The following is a 17787-nucleotide window of genomic DNA, read 5'->3' on the forward strand; positions in this document are numbered from 1 at the left end:
ACACTAATGGCCCCGCATACACTGAGCACCGTGAGCGGGGAGCACGGGGGAACGCACGGCGGGGGGACGCCGTTCGGCCGGATGCTGCGGGAGCTGCGGCTGAGCCGCCGGCTGACGATCGAGGAGCTCGCCGAGGCGTCGGGTGTCTCCGGGCGGGCCATCGGGGACATGGAGCGGGGCCGGAGTCTGCGGCCGCATCCCGGGACCGTCACCGCGCTCGCCCAGGGCCTCCGGCTGGACGAGGCGGCCCGTGCCGAACTGCTGACCGCCGTCCGCGCCACCCGTCCGGGGCCGAAGGCTCCCGCCCCCGTGAAGGCGGCGCAGTACACGCTGCCGAGAGGTGTCCCGGACTTCGTGGGCAGGCAGTCGGAGCTGTCCGCCCTGCGCGCCCTCGCCCAGCGGGCGGCCGCCGACGCCGAACTCGCGCAGCCTGGGTCGGCGGCGCCGCCGGTGGCGGTGGTGTCCGGCCCGCCCGGCAGCGGCAAGACCACACTGGCGGTACGGCTGGCCAAGGAGTCGGCGCCCTCGTTTCCAGATGGAACGTTCCTGCTGGACATGCGGGGCCTCGACGCACAGCCGCTCCCGGCGGAGCACGCCGTGCCACGTCTGCTGGCCGCGTGGGGCATGGGGGACGGCGAACTGGCGGGCCTCGGCGCCGAGGAGCGGACGGCGCGCTACTACGCGATCACGGCAGGGCTGCGCGCGCTGCTGGTCCTGGACAATGCCGGGAGCGAGGCCCAGATCAGGCCGCTGCTGCCGCGCGAGGGGCGCCTGCTCGTCGTGGTGACCAGTCGCCGCACGCTCGCCGGTCTGGAGGGGGTACGGCGCCTGGAGCTCGGCGCGCTGGACCCGCAGGAGTCCGCCGCCTTGCTGCGCGCGGTCGTGGGCGCCGACCGCGTCGACGCCGAGCCGGCCGCCGCGCACTCCGTCACCGAGTTGTGCGGGCACCTCCCCCTGGCCCTGCGGGTGGCCGCCAACTGGGCCGCCACCCGCACGAACTGGAGCCTGGGACGGCTCGCCGACCGACTCGCCGACGAGGACCGCAGACTGGACGCGCTCAGCGCCGGTGATCTGCGGGTCAACTCCGCCTTCGCGCTCTCCTATTCACGTCTCGCACCCGAGGCCGCCCGGATGTTCCGGCTGCTGTCGCTGGTCCCGGGAGGGGATTTCGGCGTGCCGGTGGCGGCCGCGCTCACGGCCGCGCCGCCGACCGCCGCCGAGGACCTCCTGGAGGAACTGCTGGAGGCGGGACTGCTGATGACCTCCCGTGACGACCGCTACCGCTTCCACGACCTGCTGCGCCTGTACGCCGGGGCCCGGCACCGCGCCGAGGACGGCGCGGAGGAGTCCGCGGCCGCGCGCGCCCGCCTGCGTGCCTGGCTGCTGAACACCGCCGTCCTCGCCGGCCGCTGGTACGAGCCCGGCTACGGAGCTCCGCCGCCGGATCCCGGCCGCCTGGTCGCGCTGGACGACCGGGACCAGGCGCTGCGCTGGATCAAGGCGGAGAGCGACAACTGGCTCGCGGCGTTCCGGGAGGCCGCCGGCACCGGCGAGCATGCCGTGGTCACCGAGGTCGCCGAGGCCATGCACTGGTTCTCGGAGCACTGGGTGTCCTGGGGCCAGTGGACCGAGATCTATGAACGCGCCGCCGAGGCCGGAGCGTCACTGGGGGACGCCGCGCTGGAGGCCACCCACCGCAACTACCTCGCCTGGGCCTACTGGGCCTGCGAACGCCGCCATGCCGAAGCGGTCACGGCGGCCACACGCGCGCTCGGCCTCGCCAGGGGCTGCGGAGACATCGGCCAGCAAGCGGAGGCGCACGCCTACCTCGGCTGGCTGGAGGATGCGGCCGGTGACCTGGTGTCCGCCGCCGACCACTGCCAACGAGCCCGGGAACTGTTCGCCCGGGCCGACAACGTCTCCGGATACCTCCAGGCCTGCAACCTGACCATCACGCTCCTGCGGAAGACCGGGCGCGCACCGGAAGCCGTCGCGGCCTACCGCAAGGTCATGGACGCCCTGGCCGATCCCCGTAACCGCGACCGCGTGCCGCCCAACGTCCGGCACCTCACCGGGCTGATCGCCAGGTACCACCTGTCGTTCGTCCATCTCGACCAGGGGCACTGGCGGGACGCGGCCGAGGTTCTGCGCTCCATCCACGGGCAGTTCGACACCCTCGGCTACCACCGGCAGGCGGGCCGGGTCCGCCTCCACCTGGCCCGGGCGCTCGCCCACCTCGGTGAGGGCGCCGAGGCCGCCGCCGAGTACCGCACCGTGCTCACGATGGAAGACCGGCTCCCGGGCGATCTGCTGGAGGAGGCCCGCTCGGGCCTGGACTCCCTTGCCATTCGCGAGGACTCATCCCGTACGCCGAGCGGAACGCCCGGCTGAAGTGGCTGGGGCTGACGAAGCCCCAGCGCCGGGCGATGCCGGCCACGCCGGTCTCCAGGGCCGTGGGCCTCAGCAGGTCGCGGCGGCAGCGCTCCAGTCGCTGTGTCCGGATCCAGCCGGCCACCGTGGCCCCGTCCAGCTCGAACAGCTTGTGCAGCCGGCGGACCGACATGAAGTGCGCCGCGGCGATCGTGGCCGGCGACAGACCGGGGTCGGCGAGGTGGCGCGTGATGTGGTCCTTCACCCGCACCAGGGTGGCCGTATCGGTCTCCGGGGCTCGGGAGCCGGCCCGGCCGCGGCGCTCGTCGATGAGCAGGGCCAGCAGGTCCAGCCCGGTGGCGGCGACACGCCTGCGGACGGCTTCGTCGAAGCTCGCCGCCTCGCGCGCCATGCGTGTGAAGTACGTGGCCACCAGTGCGGCACTGCCCGTGTCACCGGTGAAGGCGGTCGCCGTCAGTTCGCGCAGGTCATCGTTGCGGACATGAAGCTCCTGGCGAGGGAAGTGGAAGGCGACGAAGGAGAATTCCGCCTCGAGTCTCTTCCGGAACGGGCGGGAGGAATCCGAAAGGGAGAAGTCGCCCGGCTGCATCAGGGACTCCCGCCCGTCCTGCTCCGTCACCGCGGTGCCCCGCTGCTGGATGACGAGGGTGAGGTACTCGCGCCCGTCCCGGGCGATGAGCCGTCGGCTCCGCGTCACCGCCTGCGGGCCCGCCCGCACATGGGCGATCTGCACGGCACCGAGCCGCTCGCTGACGATCGTGCCGGGCGACGGCTCCTTCTCCAGGAGGGCGACGTCGAGCGGCACGAAGGTGCGGGACACGACGTCGTGCCAGTACTCCTCCCGCTCGGAGACGGCCAGCGGCGCCGTGGACAGCGTCTTGGACACGTGACCATGTCATCACCGCGGTGCCCGGCGGTCCAGGAAGAATCGCAGGAAGAATCGTGCAGCCCTGACGCCGGGGATCCCCAGTCACCGGGGGCCGGTTACGGGACCCCCGCTTCGAAGAGCACGTACCCCGCGTACGAGCCCGAAGCCACCGCGGCGATGCCGAGCACCGTGCACAGCAGGGGCAGCCGCAGACGGCGCAGTGCGAGAGCGACGGGGATGAAGAGCGGGAAGGCGGGGAGCAGGTAGCGGGAGACGTTGCCGAAGATCTGCTGGCTGCCCAGCACCAGGGCGAAGGTGAGGAGCGTGTAGACGGTCAGGACCGCCGGGGGGCGCAGCTGGATCAGCAGCGGCATCAGGATCAGGCCCAGCAGCACGACGCCCACGCCGATGGTGTCCTCGAAGGGGAACGCGAAGAGGTAGTCGAAGTGGCCCACCGCGACGGAGGTGAGGACGTCGAGGGTCTGCTTCCCGTAGTCGAAGGTGTGGGCCCAGGCTCCCTTCTGGAGGGCGAAGTAGCCGCCGTAGTCGCCCATCCGGTGGCCGACCCACAGCAGGTAGCCGGCGAGCCCGAGCGGGGCGATCAGCACCGCGGCCAGCGGACGCGCGACACCGTCCTCGCGCCGTCGGAGGGAGAGCAGCGCGGCCACGGCGAGGCCCGCGATGAGCGCGGCGGCGGTGGGGCGGTTGAGGCCGGCGAGGAAGGTGAGGATGCCGGCGGTGAGCCATCGGCGGGTCATGACGGCGTGGCAGGCCCAGACGACGAGCGCGACGTAGAGGGACTCCGAGTAGCCCGACCACTCCAGGCCGGAGCCCGGCCACACCGCCCACAGTCCGGCCGCGGCCAGCCCGGCCCGTCTGCCGCCGAAGCGGGCGGCGACCGCGTAGATGCCGAGGGCGGCCACGAACGAGGCGACGACGGAGACCAGCATCCCGGAGCCGTACAGGCCGAGGCCGGTGCAGTCGGAGACCACCTTCATCGCCGCGGGGTAGAGCGGGAAGAACGCCGCGGAGTTGCCTTCGAGGGTGATCAGCCCGGTCGCGCCGGGAACGTGGACGAGCGCGGGGTGGTAGCCGTGGGCGGCGATCTGCTGGTACCACCAGCCGTCCCAGCTCGCCAGGACGTCCCAGGCGTGGGCACCGCCGCCGAAGCGCGGGTACTTCTTCCGGAAGTCCCCGGAGGAGTCCAGCAGATACATGAAGACCAGGAAGCCGATGAGCTTCAGCACGCCGTAGAGCGCGAGCACGGGGCCGTGGTGACGGACCGCACGGCGCAGTTGTGAGCCGGGGTTCCGGTCGAACTCGTCGGCGGGGGCGGGGGTTTCGCGTGCGTCGGTGCCGGGTCCGGTCGTCGGCGCGATGGTGTGGTTCATGCGGCCGTGCCTCCCGTGCCACGGCGACGGGCGGGGAACACCCAGGTCCTGAAGAGCAGGAACCGCAGGAGGGTCGCCGCCAGGTTGGCGGCGACGAGCACGGCCACCTCCGTACGGCGCCCGGCAGCGGGGGCCACCTGGTGGAGCGCGGCGAGCGCACCGCTGGTGAGCGCCAGGCCGATCGCGAACACCAGGAGACCCTTGGCCTGGTGGCGCATCGCACCGCCGCGGCCGCGCAGCCCGAAGGTGAGCCGCCGGTTGGCGGCCGTGTTGGCGACCGCGCAGATCAGCAGGGCCAGCGCGTTGGCGGCCTGCGGCCCCGTCGCGGGACGCAACAGGGCGTACAGGAGCACGTATCCGACGGTGCTCACGACTCCCACCGCGGCGAACCGCAGCAGTTGGCCGGCCAGCCCGGGGCCGCCCGGCGGGTCGCCGTCGGCGCTCCGGCGCAATCCGGCCATCGGAAGGGTGCCGCGGGCCAGCGCCCGGCCGATCCTGGCGATGCCGCGCAGGTCGGCCAGCGCCGTGGAGAGGATGTCGACCCGGCTGTCGGGATCGTCCACCCAGTCGACCGGCACCTCGTGTATGCGCAGTCCCGCGCGTTCTGCGATCACCAGCAGTTCGGTGTCGAAGAACCAGCCCGAGTCCTTCACCAGGGGCAGCAGCCGCTCGGCGACATCGCGCCGCACCGCCTTGAATCCGCACTGCGCGTCGGAGAACCCGACGGCGAGCGTGGAACGCAACAGGGCGTTGTAGCAGCGGGAGATGACCTCCCGCTTGGGGCCGCGCACCACCCGTGAACCGCGTGCCAGGCGCGTGCCGATGGCGATGTCTGAGTGCCCGGAGATCAGCGGGGCGACCAGGGGGAACAGTGCCGTCAGATCGGTCGACAGGTCCACGTCCAGGTAGGCGAGCACCGGCGCCCGCGAGGCCGACCACGCGGCCCGCAACGCCCGGCCCCGGCCCTTCTCGGCCAGCCGCAGCCACTGGGCCTCGGGCAGCTCCGCGGCCAGCCGGGCCGCGATCCTCGGGGTCTCGTCGGTGCTGGCGTTGTCCGCGACGGTGATCCGGAACGGGTACGGGAAGGTCTCATGCAGGTGGGCGTGGAGTCGCCGCACGCTCGGTTCCAGGTCCCGTTCCTCGTTGAACACCGGGACGACCACGTCCAGGACGGGCTCCCGCTGGTGCGCGGGCACCGGTGTGCGCAGTGGCAGTCGGTCCGGGGCGAGAGGGTCCGTCACGGCTATCGGGCCTATGTTTGTCAAGACGTATCCAGGTTCGGGCCTGCCGCAGGGTGTGCTGGGTGACGCGGCAGCGCTGCGGTCAGGGTCACGGAGATGGGTGGTCGCAGAGCCTTGGTGGGTTCTCTCCCTATCCGGGGCCCGCCGAGGCCGCCGACGGTTCGACCGTCGACGCGGTACGCGAAGGTGCGGCCGGTGGGCTCGGCGTCCCCGACGCGGAGTGCACCGAAGTGGTGGGCGAGGCCGGGGGCGGGGACGGCGTGTCCGAACTGACGGTGGTGGACGGCGCGTCGGGGGGTACGGAGGTTTCCTCGGCGGGCCCGGTCGGGAGCGCGGTGACGGTCCCGCTCGGGGAGTCCTCCGGCGTCGGGGACGGCGCCGGGCTCGGGGAGGCCGGGCTGATCGCGGGCCGCGGCAGGGGCGCCTGCGGTCTGTTCTCGACGCGCTCGTGGGGCAGTAGGAACAGGCCGATTCCGAGTCCGGCGACGGCCAGGGCGGAGCCGACGGCCTTCTGTGCCAGGCGGGTACGCCGGCGGGCGCGCACCCCGGACCGCAGACGCACCTGGTGTCCGGCCTCGAAGGGGGTGTGTTCCTGGGTGTCGCGCATCATGCGCGCGAGCTCCCGCTCGAACTGATCCATGAACTCCCCTTAACCCACCGGCTCGATGACATCGGCCAGGATCCGGCGCAGCCGTGCCACGCCGCGCGACGTATGGGATCGAGCGGTGCCGACCGGGCACCCCAGCACCTCCGCGACCTGCTTCTCCGGCAGGTCCTGGTAGTAGCGCAGCACCACCGCGGCCCGCTGCTTCGGCGGCAGTTGGGCGAGGGCGGCCTCCAGTCTCGAGCGCTCCGCCACGGAGGCGGACACGTCATCCGCCTGCGCCCGGTCCGGCAGTTGCTCGACCGGGCGCTCCCCCCACCAGCGCCGCCGCGCCGAGCGGGCCGCCGCGCGCGCCAGGATCCTGCGTACGTACGCCTCCGGGGCCTCGTCCGCGATCCTGGGCCAGACGAACCAGAGCTTGACCAGCGCCTCCTGGAGCAGGTCCTCGGCCCGGTGCCGGTCGCCACCCACGAGGAGCCGCGAGAGGTGGAACAACGCCGACCAACGGGCCGCCACGAACCCGTCGAACCCATCGGCCCGGCCCTGCTCCATCCGCACTTCCCCCGCTTCGGCCATCCCCCTACGCCCTGTGAAAGACGTTGGCCCCCGCTGTGCGATGCACTCCGGTCGTGTGATCCGGGTCACGCGGCCACGCGAGGACAGATGGAGCGCTCCGCCGCTTACCTGACAAGTCATCGCGCCCGCCGTGTCCGCGTGCCACGATCATCGGCGTACGGAGCCCGACCGAACGGAAGGACACCATGCCCGCCTACGTCATCGGCCACCTCAGGGACGCCGCGCCGCACCCGGAGATTCCCGAGTACATCGAGCGCATCACCGCCACCTTCGAGCCCTACGGCGGCCGCTTCCTCGTGCACGCCGCCCAGCACGAGGTGAAGGAGGGCAGCTGGCCCGGGCACGTCGTGGTGATCGGCTTCCCCGGCATCGCCGAGGCACGGGCCTGGTGGGACTCACCCGAGTACCAGGAGATCGCACCACTGCGCCACCGGCACATCGAGGGCGACATCATCCTGGTCGAGGGCGTGCCCGAGGGCTACGACGCGGCCGGCACCGCGAAGGCGATGCGGGAGGGCATGTCCGCCGGGTAGCCGGCGGCGGCCCTGACCCGTCATGAACTCCTGGAAGTCCGCGACGAGTTGACCGTGACCCACGTCACACGCGAATCCGGAACCCGGATGCGGGCATCGGCGAACAACAGGCGACGATGCCCGCGACTTCGAAGGAAGTTCATGAACCGAAGAGGCGATCAGTGACTGTCTCACCGAGCGTCGGAGTCCGCGACGTGCCCGGCCCGGAACACGCCGCCGACTCCGACGCCTCGGTCATCGAGCGGTCCTGGGAGGAGCCGGACGCCTTCGCCGCGGTGTTCGAGCGGTACGCCGACGACATCCACCGGTACGTGGCCGCACGGCTGGGCGCCGACACGGCCGACGATCTCATGGCGGAGACCTTCGTCGTCGCGTTCCAGCGGCGCCGCCACTACGACCTCTCCCAGCCGCAGGCCCGGCCGTGGCTGTACGGGATCGCCACCAACCTGGTCGGCCGGCACCGGCGAACCGAGGCGCGCCGGCTGCGCGCGCTGTCCCGCGCCACGTCCCTGGTCCCCGGCGAGGACGGCGACGGCGAACCCCTGGCGGACCGGATCGCCGAGAAGGTCAGCGCCGAGAGCTCCCGTGCCGCGCTCGCCGGGGCGCTGGCCCGGCTCCCCGCCCGGCACCGCGACGTGCTGCTGGTGATCACCTGGGGCGATCTGGACTACCGGGAAGCCGCCCAGGCCCTGGGGATCCCCGTGGGCACGGTGCGTTCACGCCTGCACCGGGCCCGGAGCAGGCTGCGCCAGACGCTGGGCGCGTCACATCCCGCTGTCCCGCACGAGGAGCACAAGGAGACCGGTCATGGATGACCTCACCGCCGTACGGGAGTGGGCCGCCGACACTCCCCCGCTCACCGACGAGGCGCGCGCCGCCGCCCGTACCAGGCTTCGGCGGGCCATCGCCCAGGAGCGGCGGGGGACTCGGCCGTTCGGCCCGCACCGACGGCTCGTGCTGCGCGCCGCGCTCGCGGGCACGGCCGCCGCGGCCACGGCGGGCGTCGTCGTGGCCACACGGGACCACGAGGGCGCCGACGCGCCGCGGATCGCCACGCTCGGCGCCGCCCAGGTGCTCCGGAAGGCCGCGGACAGGTCCCGGACCCACGGCACCCGGCTTCCCGTCCCACGAGACGACCAGTACTTCTACACCAAGACCTCCATCGCACGGACCTACGACAAGGGCGGCAGGAGGCGCACCTGGACGGACGAGAGCTGGCTGTCGGTGGACGGCTCCAAGCCCTCCCGGCGCCAGGAGCACGGGAAGGTCCACCACGACCCGCCCCTGGGCAAGCACGAGGTGCAGTGGCCGCCCACCGTCTACTCCAAGCTGGCCGCCATGCCGAGGGACCCGGACAAGCTCCTCCACATGTTCCGGCTCGGCGCCAGGAGTTCGCCCGAGACGGACTTCCAGGCGTTCACCGAGGCGTGCCTGTTCTTGCAGGGACCACGCGTGATGCCACCGGGGCTGCAAGCCGCCACGTTCGAGGCGCTGGCCGAGATCCCCCGGGTCGGGGTGGACCACGACGAGGTGGACGTACTGGGCCGGCGGGCGGTGGGCGTGTCGTACCCCGAGTGCGACTTCACCTTCCTCTTCGACCGCCGCACCTACGACTACCTGGGCCTGCGCGTCAAGGGCAGCACCGCCGAATTCGCGCACGGGCGGTGGCGGCAGTCCGGCTGGTACCACGAGACCAGGTGCGTGCGACAGGTCGGTGTCGTCGACCGCATCGGCCGGCGCCCGTAGACCGGCGGCACGGGGACGGGACCGGTTGCGGGGCCACGGGGGCGACCTGAGGCTGGGAGCGGCGGACCGGAGGGGGTGAGGAGGCGGTGTGGCTTCAGCACGGCACCCGGTGCACCCCGGCGGTTCCGGTGTCTCACGGCGCCGGTTCCTGTGCCTGTGCGCGGGCGCCGGCCTGGGCGCGGCGGCCTGCGACCACACGCGCGCCGGCCGTCCGCCCGGCACGGGCGACGGCGGTCATCTCCCGGAAGCCGAACGCGACGCCCCGGGATCGCCCGACTGGCGGATCACGTCCGTGGGCCCGCCGGAGGCGATCGCGGGCTACGCCGACCGGGTGAGCGTGACGCCCGGCGAGGAGTGCGGGCTGTTCGTGTCGACGACGGCGGCCTCGTTCCGGGTGTCGGCGTTCCGGGTGGGCTGGTACGGCGGTGCCCTGGCCCGGCGGGTGTGGTCCTCTCCCCCGGTGCGCGGCCGGGTCCAGCGGGCCCCGCGGATCGAGCCGGAGACCCGTACCGTCCGGGCGGGGTGGGGACGCACCCTGACGCTGGACACCGCGGGCTGGCCGGAGGGCGCGTATCTGCTGCGGCTGGACGCGGACACCGGTCACCAGCGCTACGTGCCCCTCATCGTGCGCTCGGTCCGGGGCGCGGGGCGCACGGTGCTCCTGCACGCCCCGGCGACCTGGCAGGCGTACAACCGGTGGGGCGGGGCGAGTCTCTACGCCGGTGCCTCGGGTGCGTACGCGACCCGGTCCCTGGCGGTCGGTTTCGACCGGCCCTACGACGCCGACGGCGCCGAGAAGTTCCGGGTGTACGAGTGGGCGGCGGTGGTGCTCGCGGAGCGGCTGCGCGTACCGCTCGCGTACAGCACCGGCGTCGACGTCCACGAGGACCCCGCGGTGCTGGCCGGCGCCGCGTGCGTGGTCTGCCTGGGGCACGACGAGTACTGGACGCCCGAGCAGCGCGCGCACGTCACGCGGGCCCGTGACACGGGCTCCAACATCGCGTTCCTCGGCGCGAACACCTGTTTCCGGCGGATCCGCCTTCAGCCCGGTCCGGAGCCGGCCGGCCGCACGGTCGTGTGCTACAAGTCCGACTACCGCGCAGACCCCTGCTACCCCTCCCGGCCGGCCCTGGTGACCACCGACTTCCGTGCCGGGCCGGCACCGGACCCCGAATCGTCCCTGACGGGCGTGCTCTACGAGGGATACCCGGTGGACGCTCCCTACGTCGTCCACTCGGCCGGCCACTGGCTCCACGAGGGCACCGGAGTGCGCTCCGGCGACGCCTTCCCGCACCTGGTGGGCGTCGAGTACGACCGCGTCACGCCCGCCTCCCCCACCCCGCGCCTGCTCGAGATCACCGCCCACTCGCCGCTCGTCAGCTCGGGCCGGCCCAGCCACAGCGACTCCGCGTACTACACCGTCCCCGGCGGCGCGGGCGTGTTCGCGACCGGCACGATGCGCTGGGTGGAGGCCCTCGTGGCCGGCACCGGCGAACTGGGACGCGACCACGGCATGGACGCCCGCACCCGCGCCTTCGTGACCCGCACGACGGAGAACCTCCTGCGCGCCTTCGCCGAGGGCCCGGCGGCGCGGCACCGGCCGGCGCCGCGCTCCAACACGAGCGAGATCTACGCCACTTGATCCTTTCTGGCGGTGACATGTCGGCGGCGTCGGCGAGCGCGGCCGCCCGGGCATTTCCGCCACCACCGGGATGATCACGACACGCCCTAAACTTGAATGGTTCGTTTTACTACACAGCTCGTGTTTATCGAGGTAGGTTGGCCGCCATGACCGCATCCCGGACTCCGACCCCCGCCGAGGAGCTGCGCGGTGCCGGCCTTCGGGTGACGGCCGCCCGCGTCGCGCTGCTCGAGACCGTCCGGGCCGGCGACCACCTCGACGTCGACTCGATCGCCTCCGGGATCCGCGACCGCGTAGGCCATATTTCCCTGCAGGCCGTCTACGAGGCTCTCCACGCGCTCACCGCGGCGCGCCTCATACGCCGGATCGAACCGGCCGGCAGCCCGGCCCGGTTCGAGGGGCGGGTCGGGGACAACCACCACCACGTCGTGTGCCGCTCGTGCGGTGCCGTCGCCGACGTCGACTGCGCGGTCGGCGACGCCCCCTGCCTGGCCGCCTCCGACGACCACGGCTTCTCGATCGACGAGGCCGAGGTCACCTACTGGGGCCTGTGCCCCGGCTGCTCCACCGCCCCCAGTTCCTGAGCATTGCGATCCACCCCGTTCGGAAGGACTCTCATGACCGAGAACCACGATGCGATCGTCACGGACCCCAAGCCGGAGGAGGCCGGTGGCTGCCCCGTCGCGCACGGGCGTGCCCTCCACCCGACTCAGGGCGGCGGAAACCGCCAGTGGTGGCCGGAGCGGCTCAATCTGAAGATCCTCTCCAAGAACCCCGCCGAGGCGAACCCCCTCGGTGAGAAGTTCGACTACGCCGAGGCGTTCCAGGCCCTCGACCTGGCGGCCGTGAAGCAGGACATCGCCGAGGTGCTGACCACCTCGCAGGACTGGTGGCCCGCCGACTTCGGCAACTACGGCCCGCTGATGATCCGTATGGCGTGGCACAGCGCGGGCACCTACCGCATCAGCGACGGCCGCGGCGGCGCGGGCGCCGGACAGCAGCGCTTCGCCCCGCTCAACAGCTGGCCGGACAACGGCAACCTGGACAAGGCCCGCCGTCTGCTGTGGCCGGTGAAGAAGAAGTACGGCCAGAGCATCTCCTGGGCCGACCTGATGGTCCTCACCGGCAACGTCGCGCTGGAGCAGATGGGCTTTTCGACCTTCGGCTTCGCCGGCGGCCGTGAGGACGTCTGGGAGGCCGAGGAGGACGTCTACTGGGGTCCGGAGACCACCTGGCTCGACGACAAGCGCTACACCGGCGACCGCGAGCTGGAGAACCCGCTCGGCGCGGTCCAGATGGGTCTGATCTACGTCAACCCCGAGGGCCCGAACGGCAACCCGGACCCGATCGCGGCGGCCCGCGACATCCGTGAGACGTTCCGCCGCATGGCGATGAACGACGAGGAGACCGTCGCCCTGATCGCCGGCGGCCACACCTTCGGCAAGACCCACGGCGCCGGCCCGGCCGACCACGTGGGCGCCGACCCCGAGGCCGCCACGCTGGCGGAGCAGGGCCTGGGCTGGAAGAGCACCTACGGCACCGGTGTGGGCAAGGACGCCATCACCAGTGGCCTGGAGGTCATCTGGACCACGACCCCCACCCAGTGGAGCAACGGGTTCTTCAAGAACCTCTTCGAGTACGAGTACGAGCCCGACCGCAGCCCGGCCGGCGCCCACCAGTGGATCGCCAAGGAGGCCCCGGAGATCGTGCCGGACGCCTTCGACCCGGAGAAGAAGCACCGCCCGCGGATGCTCACCACCGACCTGTCGCTGCGCTTTGACCCGATCTACGAGCCGATCTCCCGCCGCTTCTACGAGAACCCCGAGGAGTTCGCGGACGCGTTCGCCCGGGCCTGGTACAAGCTGACCCACCGCGACATGGGCCCGAAGTCGCTCTACCTCGGCCCCGAGGTCCCGCAGGAGACCCTGCTGTGGCAGGACCCGCTGCCGGAGCGCGAGGGCGAGCTGATCGACGACGCCGACGTCGCGGCCCTCAAGACCAAGCTGCTCGAGTCCGACCTGACCGTGTCCCAGCTGGTCAGCACCGCGTGGGCGTCCGCGTCCACCTTCCGCGGCAGCGACAAGCGCGGCGGTGCCAACGGCGCCCGTATCCGTCTGGAGCCGCAGCGCGGCTGGGAGGTCAACGACCCCGACCAGCTCGCGCTGGTGCTGCGCACCCTCGAGGGCATCCAGCAGGAGTTCAACGCCTCCTCCGGCGCCAAGAAGGTCTCCCTGGCCGACCTGATCGTCCTCGGCGGTGCCGCGGCCGTGGAGAAGGCCGCCAAGGAGGGCGGCTTCGAGGTCGAGGTGGCCTTCACGCCGGGCCGGGTCGACGCGACCGAGGAACACACCGACGCGGAGTCCTTCCAGGCGCTGGAGCCGACCGCGGACGGCTTCCGCAACTACCTGGGCAAGGGCAACCGGCTGCCGGCCGAGTTCCTGCTCGTCGACCGGGCGAACCTGCTCACCCTGAGCGCCCCCGAGATGACGGCCCTCGTCGGCGGTCTGCGCGTGCTGGGCGCCAACCACCAGGGCTCGCAGCTCGGCGTCCTCACCAAGACGCCCGGCTCGCTGACGAACGACTTCTTCGTCAACCTGCTCGACCTGGGCACGACCTGGTCGGCGACCTCGGAGGACCAGACCACGTTCGAGGGCCGCGACGCCGCCACGGGCGAGGTCAAGTGGGCCGGCAGCCGTGCCGACCTGGTCTTCGGCTCGAACTCCGAGCTGCGGGCGCTCGCGGAGGTCTACGCGAGCGACGACGCGAAGGAGAAGTTCGTGCGCGACTTCGTCGCCGCGTGGACCAAGGTCATGGACCTCGACCGGTTCGACCTCGTCTGATCAGGGTGTAGTCCCGTAAGGGCGTCCAGGCCGGTCCGCCGACCGGTCTGGACGCCGACGCGTATGCCCACACGTACGCAGGCGCCCTACCGGACGGGATCGAGTTGCGGCACCACGCGCGTCAGCCGGAGGACGCCCCACAGGATCAGCAGGGCCCCGGCCAGCTCGGGCAGCAGCCACCAGCCCGTCCGGATCTCCTCGCCGTACAGCGCCACGCCCAGCGCGAGGCTCACCGTCGCGTCGCCGATGGTCAGCGCGGGCTGCGAGGCGACCAGCGGGCCGGCTTGCAGGGAGTTCTCCAGCAGCAGGACCGCGCCGACGCCGACGAGCGCGAACCCGTACGTCTGCCAGGTGGCCAGAAAGGCGGGCAGACCGTCGTCGGCGAGCCGGTCCGTGGCCGACTTCATCAGGGCCGCGGTCAGCGCGTTGCCGATCGCGGCGGCCGAGGCCAGCGTGGCCGCCCGGAACAGGGCGGAGCGCGACGGAACCGCGAGGGCGACGGCCGCGCCCATCGCCCCCAGACACAGCGCCAGCACCGGCACCCAGCGCTCCATGGCCGCCTGGTTCCGGGTGCCCGAGGGATCCGCCGCCGCCAGGACCAGCGCCAGCCCGCCGACCACTGCCCCGACCGCGTGCCAGCCGGCGCCGGGCAGCCGGCGGTGCATGAGCGGAGCGGCGATCAGCAGCGCGAACGGCAGCTCCAGGATGAACAGCGGCTGGACCAGCGCCATGGGCCCGTTGATCAGTGCGACGGCCTGGAACAGGGCGGCGCCCGCGACACCGGCGATGCCGATCATCCACGCGGGGCGCCGTGCGAGCGCGGCCAGCAGGCGGAGGCCACCACCCCGTGACACCGTCGAGGCGGCCTTGCGCTGGAACGCCGTACCCACGGCGTTGCTGGCGGCACCCAGGACGGCGAAGATCACGGCGAGCACGATCACACCTCCACCATGCCTCGCCGCGTCCGGTCCGGCCTCGTCACGAGGGGCGCACGGCGGGTGGAGGTGAGCCCTGTACGCGCCCCCACGGACCCGGGGAAAATGCGCCAAGTCAGTGGCCGGGGCGGTCGAGATGCCCCCCTCCGTCGCCCCCTTTCCAGAAAGGCAGGTCGGCACCGTGCTCCTGCGTCTGCCCACGTCCGTGTCCGAAGCGCAGGAGTGTCTGGCCGAAGGGGCTGTGCCCATCGGCGGCGCGACCCTGGTGTGGGCCGCCTGGCTGCGGGACGGCTTCCCGGAGCAGGCGCTGTCACTGCGTGCCCTCCCTGAAGCCAATGTCGTCGGGCGGGAGACGCTGGGCGCCGCCGTGGTCCTGAACCAGGTGGGCGACTCGGTGCCGGAAGTGCTGCGCCGGGCGGCCGGCTCGGTGGGGACGGGAGCCGTGCGCCGCGCGGCCACGGTGGGCGGCAACCTCGTCGGCAGCACCTTGCGCTGCCTGCTGCCCCCGGCGCTCGTGCTGGACGCCCGGTGCACGGTGCTCGAGCCGGACAGCCGCTACGAGACCGACCTCGCGGAGGTGCTGGCCAAGCGTCCCGTGCTGCTCAGCCTGCACTGGCGCGAACCGCTGGTCAGCGGGTACCGCAAGCTGCCCGGCGACGCGGGCGGGCAGCCGCCGCTGGTGGTCGCCGCCGCCGTGCACGGCGAGGGCGACGGGGCCCACCGCCTGCGGGTCGCCGTCCGCGACGGCTACGAGGTGCTCAGCGAGAGCACTCCGTGCGACACCGGTGCCGAGCAGGCCTTCGAGGCCCTGCGGCACACGGACATCGGGGCGCTGCCCGCCGCGGCCCGGGACGTCGTCCGCCAGGAGGTCACCACCCTGTTGACCCGCCTCGGCGACCGCTGAGGAACCGCCTCTCCCGTCACCGCCTCGCGGACCGATTGTCAGTGCCCTCCCGTATGTTCCGATCATCGAGGGCGGACGGCCTGGTCGTCGGTCCGCTGTGGGGACGTATGCGTGCGGGAGGGGTCTGTCGTGGCGGAGACGACGTATCTGGAACTGTCCGAAGACGGTGCCGGGGCGCACAAGTTCTACGAGGTGACGGTCGACGGGACCACCGTCACGGTGCGCTACGGCCGCATCGGCGCGTCCGGCCAGGTGCAGACGTCGTCGTTCGCGACACCGGCCAAGGCGCGGACGGCCGCGGAGAAGAAGATCGACCAGAAGGTCCGCAAGGGGTACGCGGCGGCCGTTCCCGGTGGACGGGCACCGCGCCCCGTGACCCGGCGTCAGGTCAGCTCCGCTCCGTCCACGGCGCGCGCCACGGCGCCGGTGCTGTGGCGCTTCCGCACCGGTTCCGCCGCGTTCGGCATCCATGTCGACGACGAGCGCGTATGGGTGGGCAACCAGGCGGGGGATGTCTACACGCTGGGCCACGACGGCGAGGTGCTGGCCCGTTACCGGCTCCCGGACGGCGTCAAGTGCCTGGTGGCGGACGACTTCTGGATCTACGCGGGGTGCGATGACGGCAGGGTGTACGACCTGTCGTCGAAGCTGCCGTTCGCCGCGTACGAGATCGCGGCGAACGTCGACATCTTCTGGCTGGACATCCACGAGGGCGTGCTCGACGTCTCCGACGCGTCGGGCGGTCTCACCGTGATCGACCACGAGGACGAGCACCAGTGGTCCAGGCGGTCGTCCGGCCGTCATGGCTGGATGGTGCGGGCGGACGACCGCGCCGTCTACCACGGGCACGGCCACGGCGTGACGGCCTACGCGCCGGACGGGAGCGGCCAGTTGTGGCACACCGACACGCGGGGCGGCGTGCTGTTCGGCTGGCAGGAGGCGACGGCGGTGTACGCGGGCACGGACCGCCACGTGGTGCAGCGGCTGTCGAAGGCCGGCGGGCGGGTCGAGAGCGTCTACACGTGCGACGACGTCGTGTATTCGTGCGCCACCGCCCCGGGAGGCCGGTACGTCTTCGCCGGGGACAACGCCTCCTCCGTCTACTGCTTCGACGCCTCGGGCACCCGGCTGTGGAAGCTGCGCACAGGCAACGGCTCGGCCCTGTCCATGCAGTACTTCGACGAGCGGCTGTATCTGGTGACCACCGACGGGTCCCTGGTCTGCGTCGACACGTCGGAGGCGGCCATCGCCGCCGCCCAGCAGGGTTCGCTGCCCGTCGCCGTCGACGTCAAGTCGGCCGCCGCCCTGCCCACCTACAACCCCGCGACCTCGGTGTCCGCCCTGGCGACGGTCAGCACACCGCCCGCGGGCGGCGTGGTCGTCGAGTGCGTCCAGCACGCCGGCCGGATGCGGGTCCACGTCCTTTCCGAGGGCTTCGAGTCCGGCTGGAACGTACAGTTCCCGCGCGAGATCCGAGAGCTGGGAGCGCGCTACGTGGTGGACGCCGTCCACCCGGCGGCCGGCGGCTTCTACCGCGTGCGCGGCGAGATACGCCGGGTGCGGTGATCCGGCCGCGACGGGGTACCGGGAGCAGTGATCAGCCGTTCAAGTCCCCCGGAGGAGGCTCGAGATGACCGACGACGCCTACCTGTTCCTGCTCACCGAAACGGCCGTGCCGCTCGGTGTTCCGCCCGCGGCCGTCGGTAAGCCGGCCTGTATGGAGACGCCGGCGGTGCGGGCGTGGCTGGACGCGCACGGCGTGACGGCGACGTCCCCGAAGCTGCGAGTGGTGCCGCCCGAGGACACGGTGGCCATCCCGGAGGACGCGGAGCGGCTGCCGGTCCCGCTCGGGGACGAGGAACTGAGCCGATTGCGGCAGCACACCGGCCCGGAGACCGCGGCCCGTGTCGAGCAGGACCTCCTGGCCTACCGCGACTGCACCGACGGCCGGGACGCACTGCTGGGGCGGGCCCTGGCGGCCGGTGTTCCCCTGAACCGCATCGTGGAACTGACCGGCGAGGATCCCGCCGCCGTGGCGGCCGCCGCGAGATGATTCCTCCGCTGTCACAAGGGGAACTCGGGACCCTGTCCGTCAACCGCACCACGCGTACCAGGG

At 72.6% G+C, this 17787-nt stretch carries 16 protein-coding genes; 10 read left to right on the top strand and 6 right to left on the bottom strand.

Translation table 11 applies throughout. The features are described 5' to 3' along the window. The first annotated feature begins 30 nt into the window (after positions 1-30). Positions 31-2391 carry a helix-turn-helix domain-containing protein gene (locus tag ACWGJM_RS06620; protein ID WP_453410550.1) on the top strand — a complete coding sequence of 787 codons (2361 nt, stop codon included), beginning with the start codon at positions 31-33 and terminating at the stop codon, positions 2389-2391. Here the strand turns inward: ACWGJM_RS06620 and ACWGJM_RS06625 are convergent. The 5 genes from ACWGJM_RS06625 to ACWGJM_RS06645 form a co-directional block, all read right to left on the bottom strand. Then, the gene (locus ACWGJM_RS06625; RefSeq protein ID WP_453410551.1) at positions 2279-3277 is read right to left on the bottom strand and encodes an AraC-like ligand-binding domain-containing protein; all 999 of its coding nucleotides are present in this window, start codon (positions 3275-3277) and stop codon (positions 2279-2281) included. The two genes, ACWGJM_RS06620 and ACWGJM_RS06625, sit on opposite strands and share 113 nt — an antisense overlap. A gap of 98 nt (positions 3278-3375) precedes the next feature. Further along, positions 3376-4650 carry a hypothetical protein gene (locus ACWGJM_RS06630; protein ID WP_453410552.1) on the bottom strand — a complete coding sequence of 425 codons (1275 nt, stop codon included), beginning with the start codon at positions 4648-4650 and terminating at the stop codon, positions 3376-3378. Beyond that, on the bottom strand, positions 4647-5891 hold the full coding sequence (locus tag ACWGJM_RS06635) for a glycosyltransferase (RefSeq protein ID WP_453410553.1): 1245 nt from the start codon (positions 5889-5891) through the stop codon (positions 4647-4649). The genes ACWGJM_RS06630 and ACWGJM_RS06635 overlap by 4 nt, the downstream gene beginning before the upstream one ends. A gap of 130 nt (positions 5892-6021) precedes the next feature. Next, positions 6022-6531, bottom strand: coding sequence for a hypothetical protein (locus ACWGJM_RS06640; protein ID WP_453410554.1), 510 nt, complete (start codon positions 6529-6531; stop codon positions 6022-6024). Positions 6532-6540: 9 nt separating this feature from the next. Then, positions 6541-7047, bottom strand: a complete 507-nt coding sequence (locus ACWGJM_RS06645; protein ID WP_453410667.1) for a SigE family RNA polymerase sigma factor — start codon at positions 7045-7047, stop codon at positions 6541-6543. Positions 7048-7256: 209 nt separating this feature from the next. Here ACWGJM_RS06645 and ACWGJM_RS06650 point away from each other — a divergent pair, with 209 nt between their 5' ends. The 6 genes from ACWGJM_RS06650 to katG all read left to right on the top strand — a co-directional run bounded on the left by ACWGJM_RS06650 (position 7257) and on the right by katG (position 13832). Continuing rightward, positions 7257-7604: a DUF1330 domain-containing protein gene (locus ACWGJM_RS06650; RefSeq protein WP_453410555.1), complete on the top strand. Its 348-nt coding sequence runs from the start codon at positions 7257-7259 to the stop codon at positions 7602-7604. A 161-nt stretch (positions 7605-7765) separates the two neighbouring features. Further along, a complete protein-coding gene (locus tag ACWGJM_RS06655; RefSeq protein WP_453410556.1) occupies positions 7766-8419 on the top strand; it encodes an RNA polymerase sigma factor in 654 nt (217 codons plus the stop codon). Further along, positions 8412-9350, top strand: coding sequence for a CU044_5270 family protein (locus ACWGJM_RS06660; protein WP_453410557.1), 939 nt, complete (start codon positions 8412-8414; stop codon positions 9348-9350). Before ACWGJM_RS06655 ends, ACWGJM_RS06660 begins: the two co-directional genes overlap by 8 nt. An 88-nt stretch (positions 9351-9438) precedes the next feature. Further along, complete coding sequence (locus tag ACWGJM_RS06665) at positions 9439-10992, top strand: N,N-dimethylformamidase beta subunit family domain-containing protein (protein WP_453410558.1); 1554 nt, start codon at positions 9439-9441, stop codon at positions 10990-10992. 146 nt (positions 10993-11138) lie between these two features. Then, a complete protein-coding gene (locus tag ACWGJM_RS06670) occupies positions 11139-11576 on the top strand; it encodes a Fur family transcriptional regulator (protein WP_453410559.1) in 438 nt (145 codons plus the stop codon). A gap of 33 nt (positions 11577-11609) precedes the next feature. After that, positions 11610-13832: a catalase/peroxidase HPI gene (gene katG / locus ACWGJM_RS06675; RefSeq protein ID WP_453410560.1), complete on the top strand. Its 2223-nt coding sequence runs from the start codon at positions 11610-11612 to the stop codon at positions 13830-13832. 86 nt (positions 13833-13918) lie between these two features. On the opposite strand, the gene ACWGJM_RS06680 is transcribed toward katG, so the two are convergent. Then, positions 13919-14773 (bottom strand): DMT family transporter, encoded by an 855-nt coding sequence (locus ACWGJM_RS06680; protein ID WP_453410561.1) that lies wholly within the window; start codon positions 14771-14773, stop codon positions 13919-13921. Between the two features lie 175 nt (positions 14774-14948). Between ACWGJM_RS06680 and ACWGJM_RS06685 the strand changes: the two genes are divergently transcribed. From ACWGJM_RS06685 to ACWGJM_RS06695, 3 genes are all read left to right on the top strand, one after another. After that, positions 14949-15671 (top strand): FAD binding domain-containing protein, encoded by a 723-nt coding sequence (locus ACWGJM_RS06685; protein ID WP_453410562.1) that lies wholly within the window; start codon positions 14949-14951, stop codon positions 15669-15671. A gap of 129 nt (positions 15672-15800) precedes the next feature. Further along, positions 15801-17237 (top strand): WGR domain-containing protein, encoded by a 1437-nt coding sequence (locus ACWGJM_RS06690; protein ID WP_453410563.1) that lies wholly within the window; start codon positions 15801-15803, stop codon positions 17235-17237. A gap of 64 nt (positions 17238-17301) precedes the next feature. Further along, the gene (locus ACWGJM_RS06695; protein ID WP_453410564.1) at positions 17302-17724 is read left to right on the top strand and encodes a DUF6003 family protein; all 423 of its coding nucleotides are present in this window, start codon (positions 17302-17304) and stop codon (positions 17722-17724) included. The last annotated feature ends 63 nt before the right edge of the window (positions 17725-17787 follow it).

It is taken from the genome of Streptomyces sp. NPDC054834 (genome assembly GCF_053611185.1).

What these genes read in the sequence shown, in the direction of transcription:
- ACWGJM_RS06630 (WP_453410552.1), bottom strand. Translation starts at nt 4,650, where the DNA reads ATGAACCACACCATCGCGCCGACGACCGGACCCGGCACCGACGCACGC.
- ACWGJM_RS06640 (WP_453410554.1), bottom strand. Translation starts at nt 6,531, where the DNA reads ATGGATCAGTTCGAGCGGGAGCTCGCGCGCATGATGCGCGACACCCAG.
- ACWGJM_RS06645 (WP_453410667.1), bottom strand. Translation starts at nt 7,047, where the DNA reads ATGGAGCAGGGCCGGGCCGATGGGTTCGACGGGTTCGTGGCGGCCCGT.
- ACWGJM_RS06650 (WP_453410555.1), top strand. Translation starts at nt 7,257, where the DNA reads ATGCCCGCCTACGTCATCGGCCACCTCAGGGACGCCGCGCCGCACCCG.
- ACWGJM_RS06660 (WP_453410557.1), top strand. Translation starts at nt 8,412, where the DNA reads ATGGATGACCTCACCGCCGTACGGGAGTGGGCCGCCGACACTCCCCCG.
- ACWGJM_RS06670 (WP_453410559.1), top strand. Translation starts at nt 11,139, where the DNA reads ATGACCGCATCCCGGACTCCGACCCCCGCCGAGGAGCTGCGCGGTGCC.
- katG (WP_453410560.1), top strand. Translation starts at nt 11,610, where the DNA reads ATGACCGAGAACCACGATGCGATCGTCACGGACCCCAAGCCGGAGGAG.
- ACWGJM_RS06695 (WP_453410564.1), top strand. Translation starts at nt 17,302, where the DNA reads ATGACCGACGACGCCTACCTGTTCCTGCTCACCGAAACGGCCGTGCCG.